The organism is Streptomyces sp. NPDC017095 (assembly GCF_044332325.1).
Lineage (GTDB): Bacteria > Actinomycetota > Actinomycetes > Streptomycetales > Streptomycetaceae > Streptomyces.
In genome coordinates, this window is the sequence record NZ_JBIROU010000026.1 from 1 (window position 1) to 20,070 (window position 20,070).

Consider the following 20,070-nt stretch of genomic DNA (forward strand, 5'->3'; position numbering starts at 1 on the left):
TCCAGCACCCGGGCAAACACCGGAAACACCCGATACAAACCCCGGCCCATCCCCACCCACTGACCACCCTGACCGGAAAACACAAACGCCGACTTGCCCGGGGAGGCGGTGCCCGTGACGATTCCGGGTCTTCCGTCGATCAGCGCGTCCAGGCCGGCCGGGTCCGTCAGCACGGCACGGTGCGGAAACCGAGCCCGCGCGGCCAGGTCGGCGGCCACCTCGGCCGGTGTGACCTCGGGGTGCTCGGCGAGGAACCCGCGCAGCCTGCGGGCCTGGTCGCGCAGGGCCGCGTCCGACTTCGCCGACAGCAGCCACGGCACCGGCACGACGGCAGGGGACTCGGGAGCGGGAGCGGCAGGTGACGGAGACTCGGAAGCGGGATCGTGAGCGGCCGGGGACTCGGCCGGTGCCTCCAGGATCACGTGCGCGTTGGTGCCGCTGATGCCGAACGCCGAGATGCCCGCGCGACGCAGGTGGCCGTTGTCGGGCCAGGGCCGGGCCTCGGTGAGCAGCCGGATGTTGCCGGAGTCCCAGTCGACGTGCGAGGTCGGCGCGTCGACATGCAGCGTCGGCGGCAGCTCACCGTGCCGCATCGCCATCACCATCTTGATCACACCCGCCACACCGGCCGCTGCCTGCGTGTGCCCGATGTTCGACTTCACCGACCCCAGCCACAACGGCTCCACCCGGTCCCGGCCATACGTCGCCAACAACGCCTGCGCCTCGATGGGATCGCCGAGCGTCGTCCCCGTACCGTGCGCCTCCACCGCGTCCACCTCGGACGGCTCCAGCCCGGCATTCGTCAACGCCTGCCGGATGACGCGTTCCTGAGAGGGGCCGTTGGGCGCGGTCAACCCATTGGACGCCCCGTCCTGGTTCACCGCCGAGCCCCGGACGACCGCCAGTACCCGGTGGCCGTTGCGACGGGCGTCCGACAACCGCTCCAGCAGCACCAAGCCGGCACCTTCACCCCACGCCGTACCATCAGCAGCCTCGGCGAACGCCTTCACCCGCCCATCGGCCGCCAGCCCCCGCTGCCGCGAGAACTCCACGAACCCCGCCGGCGTCGCCATCACCGTCACACCGCCCGCCAGGGCCAGCGAGCACTCCCCCGAGCGCAGTGCCTGCGCGGCCAGATGGATCGCCACCAGCGACGACGAGCACGCCGTGTCCACCGACACCGCCGGGCCCTCCAGCCCCAGCAGATACGACACCCGTCCGGAGGTCACACTCGTCGCCGTGCCCGTCGAGAGGTAGCCCTCCAGGTCGGGCGGCTGTGCCCCGGCGCCGTAGCCGGATGCCCAGATGCCGGTGAAGACACCTGTCTGGCTGCCCCGCAACGACGTCGGATCGATCCCGGCGTCTTCGAACGTCTCCCAGGCGGTCTCCAGCAGCACCCGCTGCTGCGGATCCATCGCCAACGCCTCGCGCGGCGAGATCCCGAAGAACGCCGCGTCGAAGCCGCCGGCGGCGTCGAGGAAGCCGCCCCACCGCGTGTACGACGTCCCCGGACCACCGGCCGGATCGTAGAGACGGCCCACATCCCACCCACGATCCGACGGGAACTCCCCCACCGCATCGACCCCGCCCGACACCACCCCCCACAGCTCCTGCGCCGACCCCACCCCACCCGGATACCGGGCCCCCAGCCCCACCACCACCACCGGATCACCCGACACCAGAACCGGAGCCGGCACGGGGGAGGCAGGGGCCTGGCGCCGGGCGCCGACCAGGAGGTCCCGCAGGTGGCCGGCCAGCACGTCGGGGGTCGGGTAGTCGAAGACCATCGTCGCGGGCAGCCGTACCCCGGCGACCGCGGACAGGCGGTTGCGCAGTTCCACCGCGGTGAGCGAGTCGAAGCCCAGGTCCTTGAAGGCCCGCTCGGCGCCGACGGCCGCGGTGTCGGTGTGGCCGAGGACCGCGGCCGTCTGGCCGGTGACCAGTTCCAGGACGCGGCTGTGCTGCTCGGTCTCGGGCAGGGCCGCCAGTTCCCTGCCCAGGCCCGGCCGGTCCGTGCGCCGGGCGGGCCGGGTACGGGTGAGGCGGCTGAGCAGGGGCCGGGTGGACGCCGCCGACAGGTCGAGGTGCGCCGGGACCAGCGCGGGATCGGCGGCGCCCAGGGCCAGGTCGAACAGTGCCAGCGCCTGGTCCGTGGGCATCGGCAGCACGCCGGCGCGGGCGAGGCGCTTGCGGTCGGTGTCGGTGAGGTGTCCGGTCAGCCCGCTGGCCTCGGCCCACTGGCCCCAGGCCAGCGACACGCCCGGCAGACCCAGGGCACGCCGGTGCACGGCGAGGGCGTCCAGGAAGGCGTTCGCGGCGGCGTAGTTCGCCTGGCCCGGGCCGCCCAGCACACCGGCGGCGGACGAGAAGAGCACGAATGCGCTCAGGCCGAGGTCCTTCGTCAGCTCGTGCAGGTGCCAGGCGGCGTCGGCCTTGGGCCGCAGCACCCGGTCGATCCGGGCGGGCGTGAGGGATTCGACGACGCCGTCGTCGAGCACGCCGGCCGCGTGCACGACCGCGGTCAGCGGATGCGCGGCCGGGATCGCGTCCAGTACGGCCTCCAGCGCGTCCCGGTCGGCCACGTCGCAGGCCACCACCTCGGCGTCGAAGTCCACCTCCGCCGCGGTCCTGCCGAGCAGGAGCAGGTGCCGGATGCCGTGCCGGTCGCGCAGGTGCCGGGCGACGAGGCGGCCCAGTGTTCCGGTGCCTCCGGTGATCAGCACGGTGCCGTCCGGGTCGAGCGGGCCGGGGGCCGGGGCCGCTTCGGCCCGTACCAGGCGGGCGGCGTGGGCGGCGCCGTCGCGGACGACGAGCTGCGGTTCGTCCCCCGCGACGAGGGCGCGGTCGTCGGTGTCGACGAGCACGAACCGGTCGGGGTGTTCCGCCTGGGCCGCGCGGACCAGGCCCCAGACGACGCTGGACGGCAGGTCGACGGGGTCCGGTCCGACCGCCCCGCGGGTCACGACGGCCAGCCGGCCGTCCCCGTCGCGCAGGAAGTCCTGGAGCACGCCCAGCGTCTCGGCGGCGACGGTGTGCGCGGCCGCCACGGGGTCTCCCGCCGGGGGCGTGACGTGGTGGACGGCCGGGGGTTCGCCGGTGCTCTCGACGGGCACCCAGTCGAGGCGGAAGAGCTGGTCGGTCCCGGCGACCGGCATGCCCGGCGGCCGGTGGCGCACGGTCAGCGCGTCGATCACCGCCAGCGGGCCGGACTCGTCGGCGAGCGCGACCCGGAAGGTGTCGGGGCCGATGGGCGTGAGGCGGACCCGGGCCGTGGAGCCGGCTTCCCGCATCGACACCCCGGCGAAGGAGAACGGCAGGCGGCCGGCCGCCAGCAGGGTCAGCGGCTGGAGTGCGGCGTCGAGCAGCGCGGGGTGGAGGCCGAAGCGGTCGCGGGTGTCGGCGGGCAGCGCCACCTCGGCATACAGCTCGTCGCCGTGCCGCCGGATCTCGCGTACGCCCGCGAACACCGGCCCGTACTCGTAGCCCTGGGCGGCGAGGGTGTCGTAGAAGTCGGTCAGGTCGACGGGTTCACCGGCCGGCTGCCAGGACTCGCCGGTGTCGTACGGGCGGGGGCGGCCGGCGGTCGCGACCATGCCGGTGGCGTGCCGCAGCCAGGTGCCGTCCGTCCGGGAGTGCACGGTGACGGGGCGCCGGCCCGTCCCGTCCGGTGCGCCGACGACGACCTGGACCGGCAGGGAACCGTCGTCCGGCAGGATCATGGGGGCTTCCAGCACCAGTTCGTCCAGGACCTCGCAGCCGGCCTGCCGTCCGGCGTGCAGGGCGAGTTCGACGAACACGGTGCCGGGCAGCAGCACGGAGCCCAGGACGACGTGGTCGGCCAGCCATGGCCGGGTCGCCGTCGAGAGCCGCCCGGTGAGCAGGACGCCCTGGTCCCCGGCCAGTTCGACGACGGCCCCGAGCAGCGGGTGCCCGGCCGAGTCCAGTCCCGCCGCCGACACGTCGCCCTTCGCGGCGGCGGGGTTCAACCAGTACGGCCGGTGCTGGAAAGCGTAGGTCGGCAGCGGGACGTGGTGGGGCTCGCCGGGGAAGACCGGCGTCCAGTCGACGGCCACGCCCTGCGTGTGCAGGCGCGCCAGGGCGAGGTGGAACTCCTGCCTGCCGCTGCCGCGGCGCAGCGTGCCGGTCACCACGCCGTCCATCACCGGCACCAGTACGGGGTGCGGGCTGACCTCCACGAACACGCCGTGCCGGTCCTGCGTCAGGGCCTCGACGGCGAGGTCGAAGCGTACGGGTTCGCGGAGGTTGCGGTACCAGTAACCGGCGTCGAGGGCAGAGGTGTCGATCTCCTCGCCGGTCACCGTGGAGTAGAACGGGATCGTCGCCGGGTGCGGTGTGATGTCGGCCAGGTCGGTGAGCAACTGCTCGCGGATGGCCTCCACTTGGGCGGAGTGGGCGGCGTAGTTCACCGGCAGACGGCGGGCGCGGATGCCGTCGGCCTCGCAGACCGCCAGCAGCTCGTCCAGCGCATCCAAGTCGCCCGACACGACGACCGAACCCGGGGCGTTGACCACCGCCACGGTCAGCCGGCCGGCCCAGCGGGCCGCGAACTCGGCCGCCTGCTCGGGCCCGAAGCCGACCGACACCATCCCGCCCTGATCCGCCAGAGCGACCAGGGCCTTGCTGCGCAGCGCGACCACCTTGGCGGCGTCCTCCAGGGACAACGCCCCCGCCACATACGCCGCCGCGATCTCCCCCTGCGAATGCCCGACGACCGCATCAGGCTCCACACCGTGAGCGCGCCACAGCTCGGCCAGCCCGATCATCACCGCGAACAGGGCGGGCTGCACCACATCCACGCGCTCCAGCGGGGCACCGCCGGTCAGCGCCTCCACCAACGACCAGTCGGTGTACGGCGCCAGCGCCGCGTCACAGGCGTCGACCGCCTCCCGGAACACCGGCTCCGAGCCGTACAACTCCCCACCCATACCGGCCCACTGCGCACCCTGCCCCGGGAAGACGAACACCGACCGGCCCAGCGCACCGGCCACGCCCGTGATGACGCGGGGGTCCTGGTCGGCGAGGGCGGACAGTTCCGCCATGAGGTCGGTCCGGGTGCTGCCCACCAGGGCCGCCCGGTGGGCGTGCATGGTGCGGGTGGTGGCGAGGGCCCGGCCGATCGCGGCCGGCCGGAGTCCGGGGTGGGCGGTGATGTGGTCCGCGAGCCGTCGGGCCTGGGCGCGGAGGGCGTCGTCCGTCTTGCCGGACAGCAGCCACACGGTGGGCTCCGCGGGGTCGTCCGCGGCGGGTTGTCCGGGGGTTTCCTCCGGGAACTGTTCGATGACGACGTGGGCGTTGGTGCCGCTGGCCCCGAAGGCCGAGACGCCCGCGCGGCGGGGGCGCCCCGTCTCCGGCCACGGCCGGGCCTCGGTGAGCAGCCGGATGTCACCGGTGTCCCACTCGACATGCGGCGTGGGCTCCTGGACGTGCAGCGTCGGCGGCAGTTCGCCGTGCCGCATCGCCATGACCATCTTGATCACACCCGCCACACCGGCCGCCGCCTGTGTGTGCCCGATGTTCGACTTCACCGACCCCAGCCACAACGGCGCCTCCCGGTCCCGGCCGTACGTCGCCAGCAGCGCCTGCGCCTCGATGGGATCACCGAGCGTCGTCCCCGTACCGTGCGCCTCCACCGCGTCCACCTCGGACGGCTCCAGCCCGGCGTTCGCCAACGCCTGGCGGATGACGCGTTCCTGGGAGAGGCCGTTGGGCGCGGTCAGCCCATTGGACGCACCGTCCTGGTTCACCGCCGAGCCCCGCACCACCGCCAGCACCCGGTGACCATTGCGACGGGCGTCCGACAGCCGCTCCAGCAGCACCAGCCCCGCACCCTCACCCCACGCCGTGCCGTCAGCCGTCGACGAGAAGGGCTTGCACCGGCCGTCGGGGGCCAGGGCACGCTGGCGGGAGAACTCCGTGAACTGCAAGGGGGTCACGCTCACGGTCACCCCGCCGGCCAGGGCGAGTGTGCACTCCCCCGAGCGCAGTGCCTGCGCGGCGAGGTGGATCGCCATCAGTGACGAGGAGCAGGCGGAGTCTACGGACACGGCCTGGCCCTGGAGGCCCAGCAGGTAGGAGACCCGGCCGGAGGTGATGCTCGGCGAGATGCCGGTGGCGAGGTAGCCCTCAGTGTCGGGCGGCGCCTGGTCGGGGCTGCCGACGTAGCCGGAGGACCAGATGCCGGTGAACACCCCCGTCTGACTGCCCCGCAACGACGTCGGATCGATCCCCGCGTCCTCCAACGTCTCCCACGCCGTCTCCAACAACACCCGCTGCTGCGGATCCATCGCCAACGCCTCACGCGGCGAAATCCCGAAGAAATCCGCATCGAACCCCGCCGCATCCGCCAGAAAACCACCCGACCGCGTATACGACGTCCCCGGATGATCCGCATCCGGATGGAACAACCCCTCGACATCCCACCCACGATCCGAAGGAAACTCCCCGATCGCATCCACCCCGCCCGACACCACACCCCACAACTCCTCCGGCGACCCCACCCCACCCGGCAACCGGCACCCCATACCCACGATCACCACCGGATCAGCCCCGCCGGCCACCGGCACCGACGACACCACCGGCGACTCCACATTCCGCCCCGCACCCGCAAGTTCGGCTGTGAGGTGGGCGGCGAGGTCGGCGGGGGTGGGGTGGTCGAAGACGAGGGTCGCGGGCAGCCGCAGGCCGGTGGCGCCGGCGAGGCGGTTGCGCAGTTCGACGGAGGTGAGGGAATCGAAGCCGAGGTCGCTGAAGGCGAGTTGGGGGGTGATCGCGGTGGTGTCGGAGTGGCCGAGGACGGTGGCGGTGTGGGCGGCGACCAGGGACAGCAGGTCCGACGCGGGAGCCTTCGGCGTCGGCAGGGGCTGGGGCATCGAGAGGTCGGCCGTGGTCAGCGCGGGCCGTCCGGCGGCCAGCGCGGTGTCGAACATGGCCAGGGCGCGTTCGGTGCCGAGGGGGCGGATGCCCTTGCGGGCGAGGCGTTGGCGGTCGGCCGCGGTGAGGTGGGCGGTCATGCCGCTCTCCTGCTCCCAGTAGCCCCAGGCCATCGACACGGCGGGCAGTCCGAGGGTCTGCCGGTGTGCGGCGAGCGCGTCGAGGTAGGCGTTCGCGGCCGCGTAGCCGGCCTGGCCGGCGTTGCCGAGTACACCCGCGGCCGCCGAGAACAGCACGAAGGCGGCGAGGTGGTGCTCGCGGGTCAGCTCGTGCAGGTGCCAGGCGCCGTCGACCTTGGGCCGCAGCACCCGGTCGAGCTGTTCCGCGGTCAGCCGTTCCACGACGGTGTCGTCGAGTACGCCGGCCGCGTGGACGACGGCGGTGAGCGGGTGTGCGGCCGGGATCGCGTCCAGTACGGCCGCCAGCGCGTCCCGGTCCGCGACGTCGCAGGGCACGACCCGCACGTCGACGTCCTCCAGCGGCTCCAGGTGCGGCACCGCGCCGCCGCCGCGGCTGAGGAGCAGCAGGTGCCGTACCCCGTGGCGGGACACCAGGTGCCGGGCGACGGCCTGGCCGAGGGTGCCGGTGCCGCCGGTGATCAGCACGGTGCCGTCGGGGTCGATCGGCCGGGGGACGGTGAGGACCGTCTTGCCGGTGTGGCGGGCCTGGCTCATCAGCCGGAAGGAGGCGACGGCCTGGCGGAGGTCCGCGGCGGTGACCGGCAGCGGCTCCAGCGTCCCGTCGGCGACCATCGCCACGACCCGGGAGAGGATGTCGCCCTGCCGCGCGGGGTCGACGTCGTTGAGGTCGAAGGCCCGGTAGATCAGTCCCTCGGGTGAGCGGACGTCGGTCTTGCCCAGCTCGACGAACCGTCCGCCGTCGGCGAGCAGCCGCAGGGAGGCGTCGGTGAGTTCTCCCGCGAGCGAGTTGAGGACGACGTCCATGGCCGGGAACCGGTCGGCGAACCGGGTGTCGCGGGAGGAACCGATGTGATCGTCCGCCAGTCCGAGGCGCCGCAGGGTGTCCCACTTGGCGGGGCTCGCGGTGGCGAAGACCTCCGCGCCGCGGTGCAGGGCCAGCTGGATGGCGGCCATGCCCACACCACCCGCGCCGGAGTGGACCAGGACCCGGTCGCCGGGACGCAGTTCACCGAGGTCGAACAGCCCGTACCAGGCCGTGGTGAACGCGATGGGCACCGACGCCGCCGCGGTGAAGCTCCAGCCGTCGGGGATCGCCGTCAGGAGCCGGTGGTCGGCGACCGCGCGCGGCCCGAAGGCGCCGGGCATCATTCCCACGACACGGTCGCCGGGCCGCCAGGCCGTGACGCCGGGGCCGGTCTCGAGGACGGTGCCGGCTCCCTCGCCGCCCAGCGGGGGCCGGTCCGGGTACATGCCGAGGGCGACGAGCACGTCGCGGAAGTTCAGGCCGGCCGCGCGTACGGCGACCCGTACCTGTCCGGGTTCCAGCGGGGCCTCGGGCCAGGGCAGCAGGGCCAGGTCGTCCAGTTGCCCGGTGCCGGACTCGCTCAGCCGGTACGCGCCGTCGGGGGCGGTCAGTTCCGGTGCGTACCCGGTCTGCCGCGGTACGAGGACGCCTTCGCGGCGCAGGGCCAGTTCGGGTTCGTCGCCGGCTGTCATGGCGGCCCGGACGGCGTCCTCCTCGGACGCGTCGCCCAGGTCGACCAGGACGAACCGGCCGGGGTGCTCGACGGCGGCGCTGCGGACCAGGCCGCGTACGGCCGCGCCGGCCACGCCGCGGGTCAGGACGGCCAGGCGTGCGGCCGTCCGCTCCGGCTGCCCGGCCAGGAAGTCCTGGACGAGCGCGCGGGCCCGCTGGACGAGGGCGTGCACGGAGTCGGCGTCGGCCTCGGCGGTGAGGACCGGGCTCGGCACCACCTCGGTCGGTGTGCTCGCGGTGAGGGGCACCCACTGGGTGTGCAGCACCGTGGCCCGGGCCTCGGCGGCCGGGCGGACGGTCAGCGCGGTGATGTCCGCGACCGGGTTGCCGGACGGGTCGGTCAGTGTCGCGCGGTAGGTGTCGGTGCCCGTGCGGGCCAGGTGGACCCGGGCGGAGGACACACCGGTGGTGTGCACGGCGACGCCGGAGTAGGAGAACGGCAGCCGGACCCGGGTGTCGGGGCTGAGCAGGATCAGCGGCTGGAGTGCGGCGTCCAGGAGCGCCGGGTGGATGCCGAATGGGGCGCCGTCGGGGACGGACACCTCGGCGTACAGCTCGTCCTCGCCCTGCCACAGCGCCCGCACGCCCCGGAACGCGGGTCCGTACTGGTATCCGAGTCCGGCGAGGAAGGCGTAGAACCCTTCGGGGTCCACGGGTTCGGCGTTCCTCGCGGGCCAGTCGAGGCGTCCGGCCGTCACCTGGCCGCCGAGGGTGCCGGACGCGTGGCGGACCCAGCCGTCGCCGCCCCTGGAGTGCACGGTGACCGGGCTGCGGCCGGCGTCGTCCGGGGCGCCGACCGAGACCTGGATGTCCGTCGGTGTGTCCGAGAGCGCGAGGGGCAGGTGCAGGACGAGGTCGTCGAGGGTTCCGCCGGCCAGGGTGGCGAGTTCGAGGAAGGCGGTGCCCGGCAGCAGGACCGTGCCGTCGACGGCGTGGTCGGCCAGCCAGGGGTGGGTGCGGGTGGAGACACGGCCGCTGTGCACGGTGCTTCCGTCGGGCAGTTCGACGGTGGTGCCCGCCAGCGGGTGCCCGGTGCCGTGGTCGCCGGCCGCGGGGGTGAGCCAGTAGGTGCTGCGCTGGAAGGCGTAGCGCGGCAGTCTGACGCCGTGCGGGCGGTCGTGCGGCCAGGTCACGGCGACGCCCTGGACGTGGAGGCGGGCCAGGGCGGTGTGGAATTCCCCGAGGGCGCCGTGGTCGCGGCGCAGGGTGCCGGTCGCCAAGCCGTCCAGGTCCTGCACCAGCACCGGGTGCGGGCTGACCTCCACGAACACTTCGTGGCCGTCGGCGGTGAGCCGGGCGGTGGCCAGGTCGAACCGTACGGGCTCGCGGAGGTTGCGGTACCAGTAGCCGGCGTCGAGGGCGGAGGTGTCGACGGGTTCCGCGGTGACGGTGGAGTAGAACGGGATCGTCGCCGGGCGCGGTGTGATGCCGGCGAGGTCGGTCAGCAACTGCTCGCGGACGGCCTCGACCTGCGCCGAGTGCGCCGCGTAGTCGACGGGGATGGCGCGGGCGCGTATGCCGTCCCCGGCGCAGGCTGCCAGCAGTTCGTCCAGGGCCCCGGGTTCGCCGGACACGACGACGGTCGAGGCGGAGTTGACCACCGCGACGGTGATCCGGTCGCCCCAGGGGCCCAGGTAGCCGGTGGCGGCGTCCGCGGACAGCGCGACCGAGACCATGCCGCCGTGTCCGGCCAGGGCGACCAGGGCCTTGCTGCGCAGCGCGACCACCTTGGCGGCGTCGTCCAGGGACAACGCGCCGGCCACGTACGCCGCCGCGATCTCGCCTTGCGAATGCCCGACGACCGCATCAGGCTCCACACCGTGAGCGCGCCATAGTTCGGCCAGCGCGATCATCACCGCGAACAGGGCCGGCTGCACCACATCCACGCGCCCCAGCGGGGCACCGTCGGTCAGCGCCTCCACCAACGACCAGTCGGTGTACGGCGCCAGCGCCGCGTCACAGGCGTCGATCGCCTCCCGGAACACCCGCTCCGAGCCGTACAACTCCCCGCCCATGCCCACCCATTGCGCACCCTGCCCCGGGAACACGAACACCGACCGGCCCAGCGGGCGGGCGGTCCCGGTGACCAGGCCCGGCGCCGTGCCGCCCTCGGCCAGGGCGTCCAGGGCGGCGGCGGTGCCCACCACCACCGCCCGGTGCTCGAACACGGTGCGCGCGGCCAGAGCGCCCCCGACCGCCGCCGGGCTCACCTCGGGATGTACGGCGGTGAAGGCGCCCAGCCGGCGCGCCTGTTCCCGCAGCGCCGCCTCCGACCTGGCCGACAGCGGCCAGAGGACCTGGTCGTCCGCGCGGCCTTGGGGGGAGGGTGCGGCGGAGTCGGCCTCGGCGGGCTGTTCCAGGATCACATGGGCGTTGGTGCCGCTGATGCCGAAGGCGGAGACGGCGGCCCGCCGTGGCCGCCCGGTCCCGGGCCAGGCGACCGGTTCGGTGAGCAGGCGGACCGCGCCGGAGGCCCAGTCGACGTGCGGGGTGGGCGCGTCCACGTGGAGGGTGCGCGGCAGTTCGCCGTGGCGCATCGCCATGACCATCTTGATCAGGCCCGCGACGCCGGCCGCCGCCTGGGTGTGGCCGATGTTCGACTTCACCGACCCCAGCCACAACGGCTCGTCCCGCCCCTGACCGTAGGTCGCCAGGAGTGCCTGGGCCTCGATGGGGTCACCGAGCGTGGTGCCGGTGCCGTGGGCTTCCACCGCGTCCACCTCGGACGGCTCCAGCCCGGCGTTGGCGAGGGCCTGGCGGATCACCCGCTCCTGGGAGGGGCCGTTGGGCGCGGTCAGGCCGTTGGAGGCGCCGTCCTGGTTGGTGGCGGAGCCCCGGAGGACCGCCAGCACCTCGTGACCGTTGCGGCGGGCGTCGGACAGGCGTTCCAGCAGCAGCAGGCCGGCGCCCTCGGCCCAGCCCGCCCCGTCGGCCGCGGCGGCGAAGGACTTGCTGCGGCCGTCGGGCGCGCTCGCCCCCTGCCGGGACATCTCGGTGAACAGCGTGGGTGCCGCGTTGACGGTTACGCCGCCGGCCAGGGCGAAGGAGCACTCCCCCGAGCGCAGCGCCTGGGCGGCCAGGTGCAGGGCCACCAGGGACGACGAGCAGCCGGTGTCCAGGGACAGTGCCGGGCCGAGCAGGCCGAGCTGGTACGCCAGCCGGCCGGACCCCACGCTCGACGCGGTGCCGGTGACCTGGTAGCCCTCCAGGTCGTCGGGGACCGGTCCGGCGGCGTAGCCGGTGGACCAGATGCCGGTGAACACGCCGGTGGGTGTGCCCTCCAGCGTGGTCGGGTCGATACCGGCGTACTCGATGGTCTCCCACGCGGTCTCCAGCAGGATGCGCTGCTGCGGGTCCATGGCGAGCGCCTCGCGGGGCGAGATCCCGAAGAACGCCGCGTCGAAGTCGCCGGCGGCGTCGAGGAAGCCGCCCTGGGACGTGCTCGACGTGCGGGGGCGGCTGCCCGTCGGGTCGTACAGGCGGTCGGTGTCCCAGCCCCGGTCGGCCGGGAAGTCGCCGACCGCGTCCACGCCGTCCGCGACCAGCCGCCACAGGTCCTCGGGGGTGCCGACGCCTCCGGGGAAGCGGCAGCCCATGCCGATGACCGCGATCGGCTCGTCCGTCGCGGCCGTGGCCGGGGCCTGCGGCGCGTCCTGCTCGCCGGACAGGTGGGCGGCCAGCCGTGCCGGGGTGGGGTGGTCGAAGACGAGGGTGGCGGGCAGTCTCACCCCGAGCGCGGCGGTCAGGCGGTTGCGCAGCTCCACCGCGGTCAGCGAGTCGAAGCCCAGGTCCTTGAACGCCTGCCGGGGGTCGAGCCGCTCGGGGGTGGCGTGTCCCAGCACCGCGGCCACGTGGGTGGTGATCAGCTCCAGCAGGCCGGTGCCGTCGGCGGGGGGCGCGGGCCGGGAGGTCTGCGGCCGGCTGTGGGTCTCGGGCAGGTCCCGCAGCAGCCGGCTCGGCCGCGCGTGGGTGTAGGCGCGGGCGAACTGCGCCCAGTCGGCCTCGGTGACGACCGCGAGGGCCTCGTCGTGGTCGAGGACGTCCTGCAGCGCGTCGAGTGCCCGGCCCGGGTCCAGTTCGCCGAGGCCGAGCAGGGTGCGCTGGCGCTGCACGGACTCCAGGGCCGCCATGCCGCCTTCGGCCCAGATGCCCCACGCGACGGAGGTCGTGGCGCGGCCCTGGGCGCGGTGCTGTGCGGCCAGGGCGTCGAGGAAGGCGTTGCCGGCGGCGTAGGCCGCGCCGTGGCCGTCGCCCCACACGCCCGCGGTGGAGGAGAACAGGACGAAGGCGTCGAGGTCCGGCAGGAGTTCCGCCAGATGCGCCGCCCCGGCGACCTTGGCCGCGATGACCTCGGCGAACTCCGCCGGTGTGGTGTCGGCCAGCCTGGTCGCCCTGATCACGCCGGCGGTGTGGAAGACGGCGCGGATGTCGCCGACGCGCTCGACGAGGTCCCGCAGGGCGTCCCGGTCGGCCACGTCGCACGCCGCCACGGTCACCCGCGCGCCGGCTGCCTCCAGTTCGTCGCGCAGGCCGGCCGCGCCGGGTGCGTCGGGGCCGCGGCGGGCGGCCAGCACGATGTGCTCCGCGCCCTGCCGCGCGAGGCGGCGGGCCACGTGTCCGCCGAGCGCGCCGGTGCCGCCGGTGACCAGCACCGTGCCCCGCGGCCGCCAGGGCCGCGCGGCCGGGCCCGACGCGGCCTTGCGGCGCAGCCGCTTGGCGAAACGCCGGGTGCCGCGGATCGCCACCTGGTCCTCGCCCGTGCCGGCGAGCACGGCGAGCAGCGCGTGCACGCTCTCCTCGTCGGGCACGGCGGGAAGGTCGACCAGGCCGCCCCAGCCGTGCGGGAACTCCAGTGCGGCGGACGCGCCGGTGCCCCACGCCAGGGCCTGGGCCGGGCGGGTGACCGGGTCGGTGCCCGAGGTGCTCACGGCGCCGCTGGTCGCGCACCACAGCGGGACGGCCGGGGTCCGCGCCGGGTCCAGGGTGCGGACCAGTTCCAGGGTGCGGACCAGGCCCGCCGGGAGCACCGGGTGGTCGGGGTGCGGCTCCTCGTCCAGGGCCAGCAGCGACAGCACACCGTCGGGCCCGGTCCGGGCGTCCCGGGTGCCGGCCGCGTCCCGGGTGCTGGCCACGTCCCGGGTGCCAGCCGCGTCACAGGTGCCGGCCACGTCCCAGGTGCTGGCCGCGTCCCAGGTGTCGGCCACCGCGAAGCCCCGTTCGCGCAGGGCCTCGGCCCACGGGTGCCCGGCCGGGGCCAGGACGAGCCAGCGGGCCGGGTCCACCGGGGCCGCGGTGGCGCTCGTCGGCGCCCATGCCACCTCGTACCGCCAGTCGTCCCGGGGCACCGGCGGGGTCGCGGTCACCCAGTAGGGCTCGCGCTGGAAGGCGTACGTGGGCAGGTCCGCCCTGGGTGCGGTGCGGGGCAGGACCGGATGCCAGTCGACGTCGGCTCCGGCGGCGTAGAGGCGTCCCGCCGCGGCGAGGAACTCGGTGAGGCCGCCGTGCTCGCGGCGCAGTGTGCCGGTGGCGGCGACGTCCAGCGCGGGCACCAGCACCGGGTGCGGGCTGACCTCCAGGAACAGGTCGTGCCCGTCGGCGGTGAGCCGGGCGGTGGCCAGGTCGAACCGTACGGGCTCGCGCAGGTTGCGGTACCAGTAGCCGGCGTCGAGGGCGGAGGTGTCGACCGGTTCGCCGGTGACCGTGGAGTAGAACGGGACCGCCGCCGGGTGGGGCGTGAGGCCGGCCAGGTCGGTGAGCAGTCGCTCGCGGATCGTCTCGACCTGCGCGGAGTGGGCGGCGTAGTCGACGGGCAGGCGGCGGGCGCGGATGCCGTCGGCCTCGCAGGCGGCCAGCAGTTCGTCCAGCGCGTCGGGGCCGCCGGACACCACGACCGCCGCGGGTCCGTTCACCACGGCGGTGGTCAGCCGCCCGCCCCAGCGGGCCAGGTAGCCGGCGGCCTGTTCGGCGGAGAGCGCGAGGGACACCATGCCGCCCCGGCCGGCGAGGACGGCCAGTGCCCTGGACCGCAGCGCCACGACCTTGGCGGCGTCCGGCAGCGACAGCGCGCCGGCGACGTACGCGGCGGCGATCTCCGCCTGGGAGTGGCCGACCACGGCGTCCGGCTGCACGCCGTGGGACCGCCACAGGCCGGCCAGCGCCACCATGACGGCGAACAGGGCCGGCTGCACCACGTCGACGCGGTCCAGCGAGCCGTGACGCAGTTCGTCGACCAGCGACCAGTCGGTGTACGGGGCCAGGGCGGCGGCGCAGGCGTCGATGCCGGCGCGGAAGACCTCGGACTGCTCGTACAGGTCACGGCCCATGCCCGCCCACTGCGCGCCCTGGCCGGGGAAGACGAACACGGTCCCACCGGTACGGCCCGGCAGTCCCGGCGGGAGCGCGGCCAGGCCGGAGAGCAGCTCGTCCCGGTCGGCGCCGACCACCGCGGCCCGGTGCTCGAACCGGGTGCGGGCGGCCAGGGCGTGGCTGATCGCGGCGGCCGGGACGTCGGGGTGGGCGGTCGCGTACGCGTGCAGTCGCTCGGCCTGGGCGCGCAGCGCGGCGTCGGTCTTCGCGGACAGCAGCCAGGCGGTGGGGGCGGCCCGGCCGGCGGGTTCGGGGAGGTGGCCGGGGTCCGGGTCGGGGAACTGCTCGATGATCAGGTGGGCGTTGGTGCCGCTGATGCCGAAGGCGGAGATGCCGGCGCGGCGCAGGTGCTCGTAGTCCGGCCACGGCCGGGCCTCGGTGAGCAGCCGGACACCGCCGGCGGCCCAGTCGACGTGCGGGGTGGGGGCGTCTATGTGCAGGCTTCGCGGCAGTTCGCCGTGGCGCATCGCCATGACCATCTTGATCAGGCCCGCCACGCCGGCCGCCGCCTGGGTGTGGCCGATGTTCGACTTCACCGACCCCAGCCACAACGGCTCGTCCCGGTCCTGACCGTAGGCGGACAGCAGGGCGTGGGCCTCGATGGGGTCGCCGAGGGTGGTGCCGGTGCCGTGGGCCTCGACGGCGTCCACGTCGGACGGCTCCAGCCCGGCGTTCGCCAGCGCCTGGCGGATGACGCGTTCCTGGGAGGGGCCGTTGGGCGCGGTCAGGCCGTTGGACGCGCCGTCCTGGTTGACCGCGCTTCCCGCGACGACCGCCAGTACCCGGTGGCCGTTGCGGCGGGCGTCCGACAGGCGTTCCAGCAGCACCAGGCCGGCGCCCTCGGCCCAGCTGGTGCCGTCGGCCGCGGCGGCGAAGGGCTTGCTGCGGCCGTCCGCCGCGAGGCCGTGCTGGCGGGAGAACTCGGTGAAGCCCAGCGGTGTCGCCATGATCGTGACCCCGCCGGCGAGCGCCAGCGAGCACTCGCCCGCGCGCAGGGCCTGGGCGGCCAGGTGGACGGCGACCAGGGACGACGAGCAGGCGGTGTCCACGGACAGCGCCGGACCGCGCAGCCCGAGGTGGTAGGCGACCCGGCCGGACGTGACGCTGGTCGCGACGCCGGTGAACAGATAGCCCTCCAGGTCCTCCGGCAGGCCCGGCCCGGTCGCGTAGCCGGACGACCAGACGCCGGTGAACACGCCGGTGTGGCTGCCGCGCAGCGAGGCCGGGTCGATCCCGGCGTGCTCGAAGGTCTCCCAGGCCGTCTCCAGCACGAGCCGCTGCTGCGGGTCCATGGCGAGCGCCTCGCGCGGCGAGATGCCGAAGAACGGGGCGTCGAAGCCGGCCACCGCCTCCAGGAACCCGCCCCGGGTGGTGTAGGTGGTGCCCGCGCCGCGCAGTTCCGGGTCGTACAGGCCGCCCAGGTCCCAGCCGCGGTCGTCCGGGAAGTCGCCGATCGCGTCCGCCCCCTCCGCGACGAGCCGCCACAGGTCGTCCGGCGAGGCCACCCCGCCGGGGAAGCGGCAGCCCATCCCCACGATGACGACCGGGTCGTCGTGGGCGGCCGGGGCGGCGGGGGCCGGCCGGTCGCCGGGGCCGGTGCGCAGCCAGTCGATCAGCTCCGCGGGCGTCGGGTGGTCGAAGACGAGACCGGAGGGGAGTTGCCGGTCCAGGGCGCCGGCCAGGCGGTTGCGCAGTTCGAGCCCGGTGACCGAGTCGAAGCCGAGGTCCTTGAAGGTGAGCGCGGGATCGATGTCCGCGGGGTCCTCGTGGCCCAGCACGAGCGCGATCTGCGCGGTGACCACGGCTGCCGCGTCGACCGTGTCGCCCGGCTCGGGGTCGCCCGTGTCCGGGCCGCGCGCGCCCGGGTCGCGGGTCTCCGGGCCGCCGTCCGGCCGGCCGGACGCGGTGGTCTCCGCGGCGTGCGTCCCCGGGTCGGCGGGGGTCCGTCCGCTCTGCCCGGCCGTCGCTTCGGGCAGCCAGTACGAGCGGCGCTGGAAGGCGTACGTGGGCAGGTCGGCCGGCGCGGCCCCGGCGACGGCCGGGGACCAGTCGACCGGCACGCCGGCCACGAACAGCCGGGCCAGCGCGGTCAGGAAGTCGTCCGGGCCGCCCCGGTCACGGCCCAGCGTGCCGGTGGCGACGCCGGACCCGCCGGTCCGCTCGCGGGCCTGTTCCAGTGCCTGTTCGAGGGCGGGCAGCAGCACCGGGTGCGGGCTGACCTCCACCACGACGTCGTGTCCGTCCGCCAGCAGTGCGGCGGTGGCCAGGTCGAAGCGGACCGGCTCGCGCAGGTTGCGGTACCAGTAGCCGGCGTCGAGCTCCGTGGTGTCGTCGAGGAGGCCGCCGGTGACCGCGGAGTAGTACGGGACGGTGCCCTGCCGCGGCCGCACACCGGCCAGTTCGGTGTGCAGCCGCTCGCGGATCGCCTCGACGTGCGCGGAATGGGAGGCGTAGTCCACCGGGACGACGCGTGCGCGGACACCGTCCGCCGCGCAGGACTCGGCCAGTTCGGACAGGGCCTGCGTGTCGCCGGACACCACGACCGAACCGGTGGCGTTGACCACGGCGACCGTCAGCGCGCCGCCCCAGCGCGCCACGTAGTCCTCGGCCCGCTCGGCGGACAGGGCCACGGAGACCATGCCGCCCCGGCCGGTCAGCGCCACCAGCGCACGGCTGCGCAGCGCCACGATCCGGGCCGCGTCGGACAGCGACAGCGCGCCCGCGACGCAGGCCGCGGCGATCTCGCCCTGCGAGTGCCCGGCCACCGCGTCGGGCTCGACACCGAAGGAGCGCAACAGCGCCGCCAGGGACACCATCACCGCGAACAGGGCCGGCTGCACGATGTCCACGCGGTCGAGCGGGGCGCCGTCCAGGACATCGGCCAGCGACCAGTCGGTGTACGGCGCCAGGGCTTCGGCGCACTCGTCCATGGCGGCCCGGAAGACGGGGTACGCGGCGTACAGCTCCCGGCCCATGCCGACCCACTGCGCGCCCTGGCCGGGGAACACGAAGACGGTACGGCCCGGGGTGCCGGCCCGGCCGGCGGCGATCTGGGCGGAGTCGAGCAGGACCGCGCGGTGCGCGAAGCGGGTTCTGGTGGTGGCCAGCGCGTGCGCGACCTCGGCGTCGGTCAGGTCCGGGTGGGTGCGCACGTGTTCGTGCAGGCGCGCGATCTGCGCCCGGAGCGCCTGCTTGGTCCGCGCCGTGACGATCCACGGCGTCGGCCGGGCCCCGGGGGCGGGCCGCCGGGCCGGCGGTGCGGCCGTGTCGGGCGCCTGCTCGACGATCACGTGCGCGTTGGTGCCGCCCATGCCGAACGACGACACGCCGGCGAGCAGGGGCGCGTCCGGCCGCGGCCAGGGGGTCAGAGCGGTCTGGACCCGCAGCGCCAGCGCGTCGAGCGGGATGCCGGGGTTGGGGGTCTCGTAGTTCAGGCTCGGCGGCAGTGCGCGGTGGTACACGCTGAGGACGGTCTTGAGCAGACCGACGATGCCCGCGGCGCCTTCCAGGTGGCCGACGTTCGTCTTGGCGGAGCCGACCCGCAGGGCGCTGTCGGCGTCGCCCCCGGCGGCGCCGGACTCGGCCGGGTCGCGGTAGGCCGCCGCGAGGGCGGCCGCCTCGACGGGATCGCCGACAGCGGTGCCGGTGCCGTGCAGCTCCACGTACTGCACCTCGGCGGGACGCACGCCGGCGCGGGCCAGTGCCTCGCGGATGACCTGTTCCTGGGCCTGCGCGCTGGGCACGGTCAGGCTCTGTGTGGCGCCGTCGTTGTTGACCGCGCTGCCCCGGATGACACCGTAGACGCGGTCCCCGTCGGCCAGGGCCCGGTCCAGTGGTTTCAGGACGAGGAAGGCGCCGCCCTCGCCGCGGACGAAGCCGTTGGCCCGGGCGTCGAAGGTGAAGCAGCGGTCGTCCGGGGACAGGCCGCCGAACTCTGCCGCTCCCTCCTCGCGGGCGGCGGTCAGGTTGAGGTTCACCCCGCCGGCCAGGGCGAGCGCCGACTCGCCGCGGCGCAGGCTCTCGACCGCCAGATGCACCGCGACCAGCGCCGACGACTGGGCCGTGTCGACCGCCATGCTCGGTCCGCGCACACCGAGGAAGTGCGAGACGCGGTTGGCGATGACGCCCCGGCTGGTGCCGGTCAGCGTGTGCGGCGTGATGTGACGGGGGTAGGCCAGGGACGTGTAGTCCTCCCACATCGAGCCGACGAACACCCCCGTCGGGCCGCCCGTCAGCGTGTCCGGCACGATCCGGGCGTCCTCCAGGGCCTCCCAGGCGAGTTCGAGCATGAGCCGCTGCTGCGGGTCCATGCCGGCGGCCTCACGCGGGGACACACCGAAGAACGCCGCGTCGAAGCCGTCCACCCGGTCCAGGTAGCCGCCGTGCCGTACGCCCTGCCGACCCACGGGCGGCGCGGTGATCGCGTCGGTCCCGTCGCACAGCAGGCGCCAGAACGCCTCCGGATCGGGGGCTTTCGGCAGCCTGCCCGCCATGCCGATGACAGCGACACGATCAGCGTCCGAATCCAAGGGGAAGCGCATCACATCGACACCTCGTGAGCCGGGGAACGAAGGCAGGCGGGGTGCTTCCGTAGCAGTCCCGACGGTGCGAATCCGGCCGCGCGGGCGGCCGGATCCTCGAGCGCGCGGGCAGCCCGGTGACCCGGTCGTACCCGAACCCGGACTCGACCGCGCTTCGGGCGCCTGGATCAGTGGAGCGGTCCTCGAAAGCGACAGCGTTGGCGATCTCTGAGGAGAATGCGCTGGTGAGCTGAGCGCGTAGGGGCCGAGATGATGATCGGCCCGCCGCGCAGACGAGCATGGCAGCAACATCACGCCATCGCCATAGGCCAGGCGAAGGCTGTCTCAAAGGAAGCACATCACAACGTCATATGCCTGCACGACAAAGACATCGTGGCGAAATCCGACCCCTGTTGCATGAAGCGCGTCGCTTCGTACGGACGGCCCGTCGCCGTGTCCGCCGGCGGATCCGCCGGCGCAGCTGCCGGTGAACCCGCCGGTGCGGCCCGGGAAGTCCGTCCACGCCCCGCACCGCCACGACCGGGCCGGGATCATG

General features: G+C 74.7%; 1 protein-coding gene. It reads right to left on the reverse strand.

Annotated elements, in window-relative coordinates; all coding sequences use genetic code 11:
• Window positions 1-19,487 (reverse strand): SDR family NAD(P)-dependent oxidoreductase (locus tag ACH4OA_RS32890; RefSeq protein ID WP_397973042.1); only part of this gene is annotated, 19,487 nt, incomplete at its 3' end.
• Window positions 19,488-20,070 lie beyond the last annotated feature (583 nt).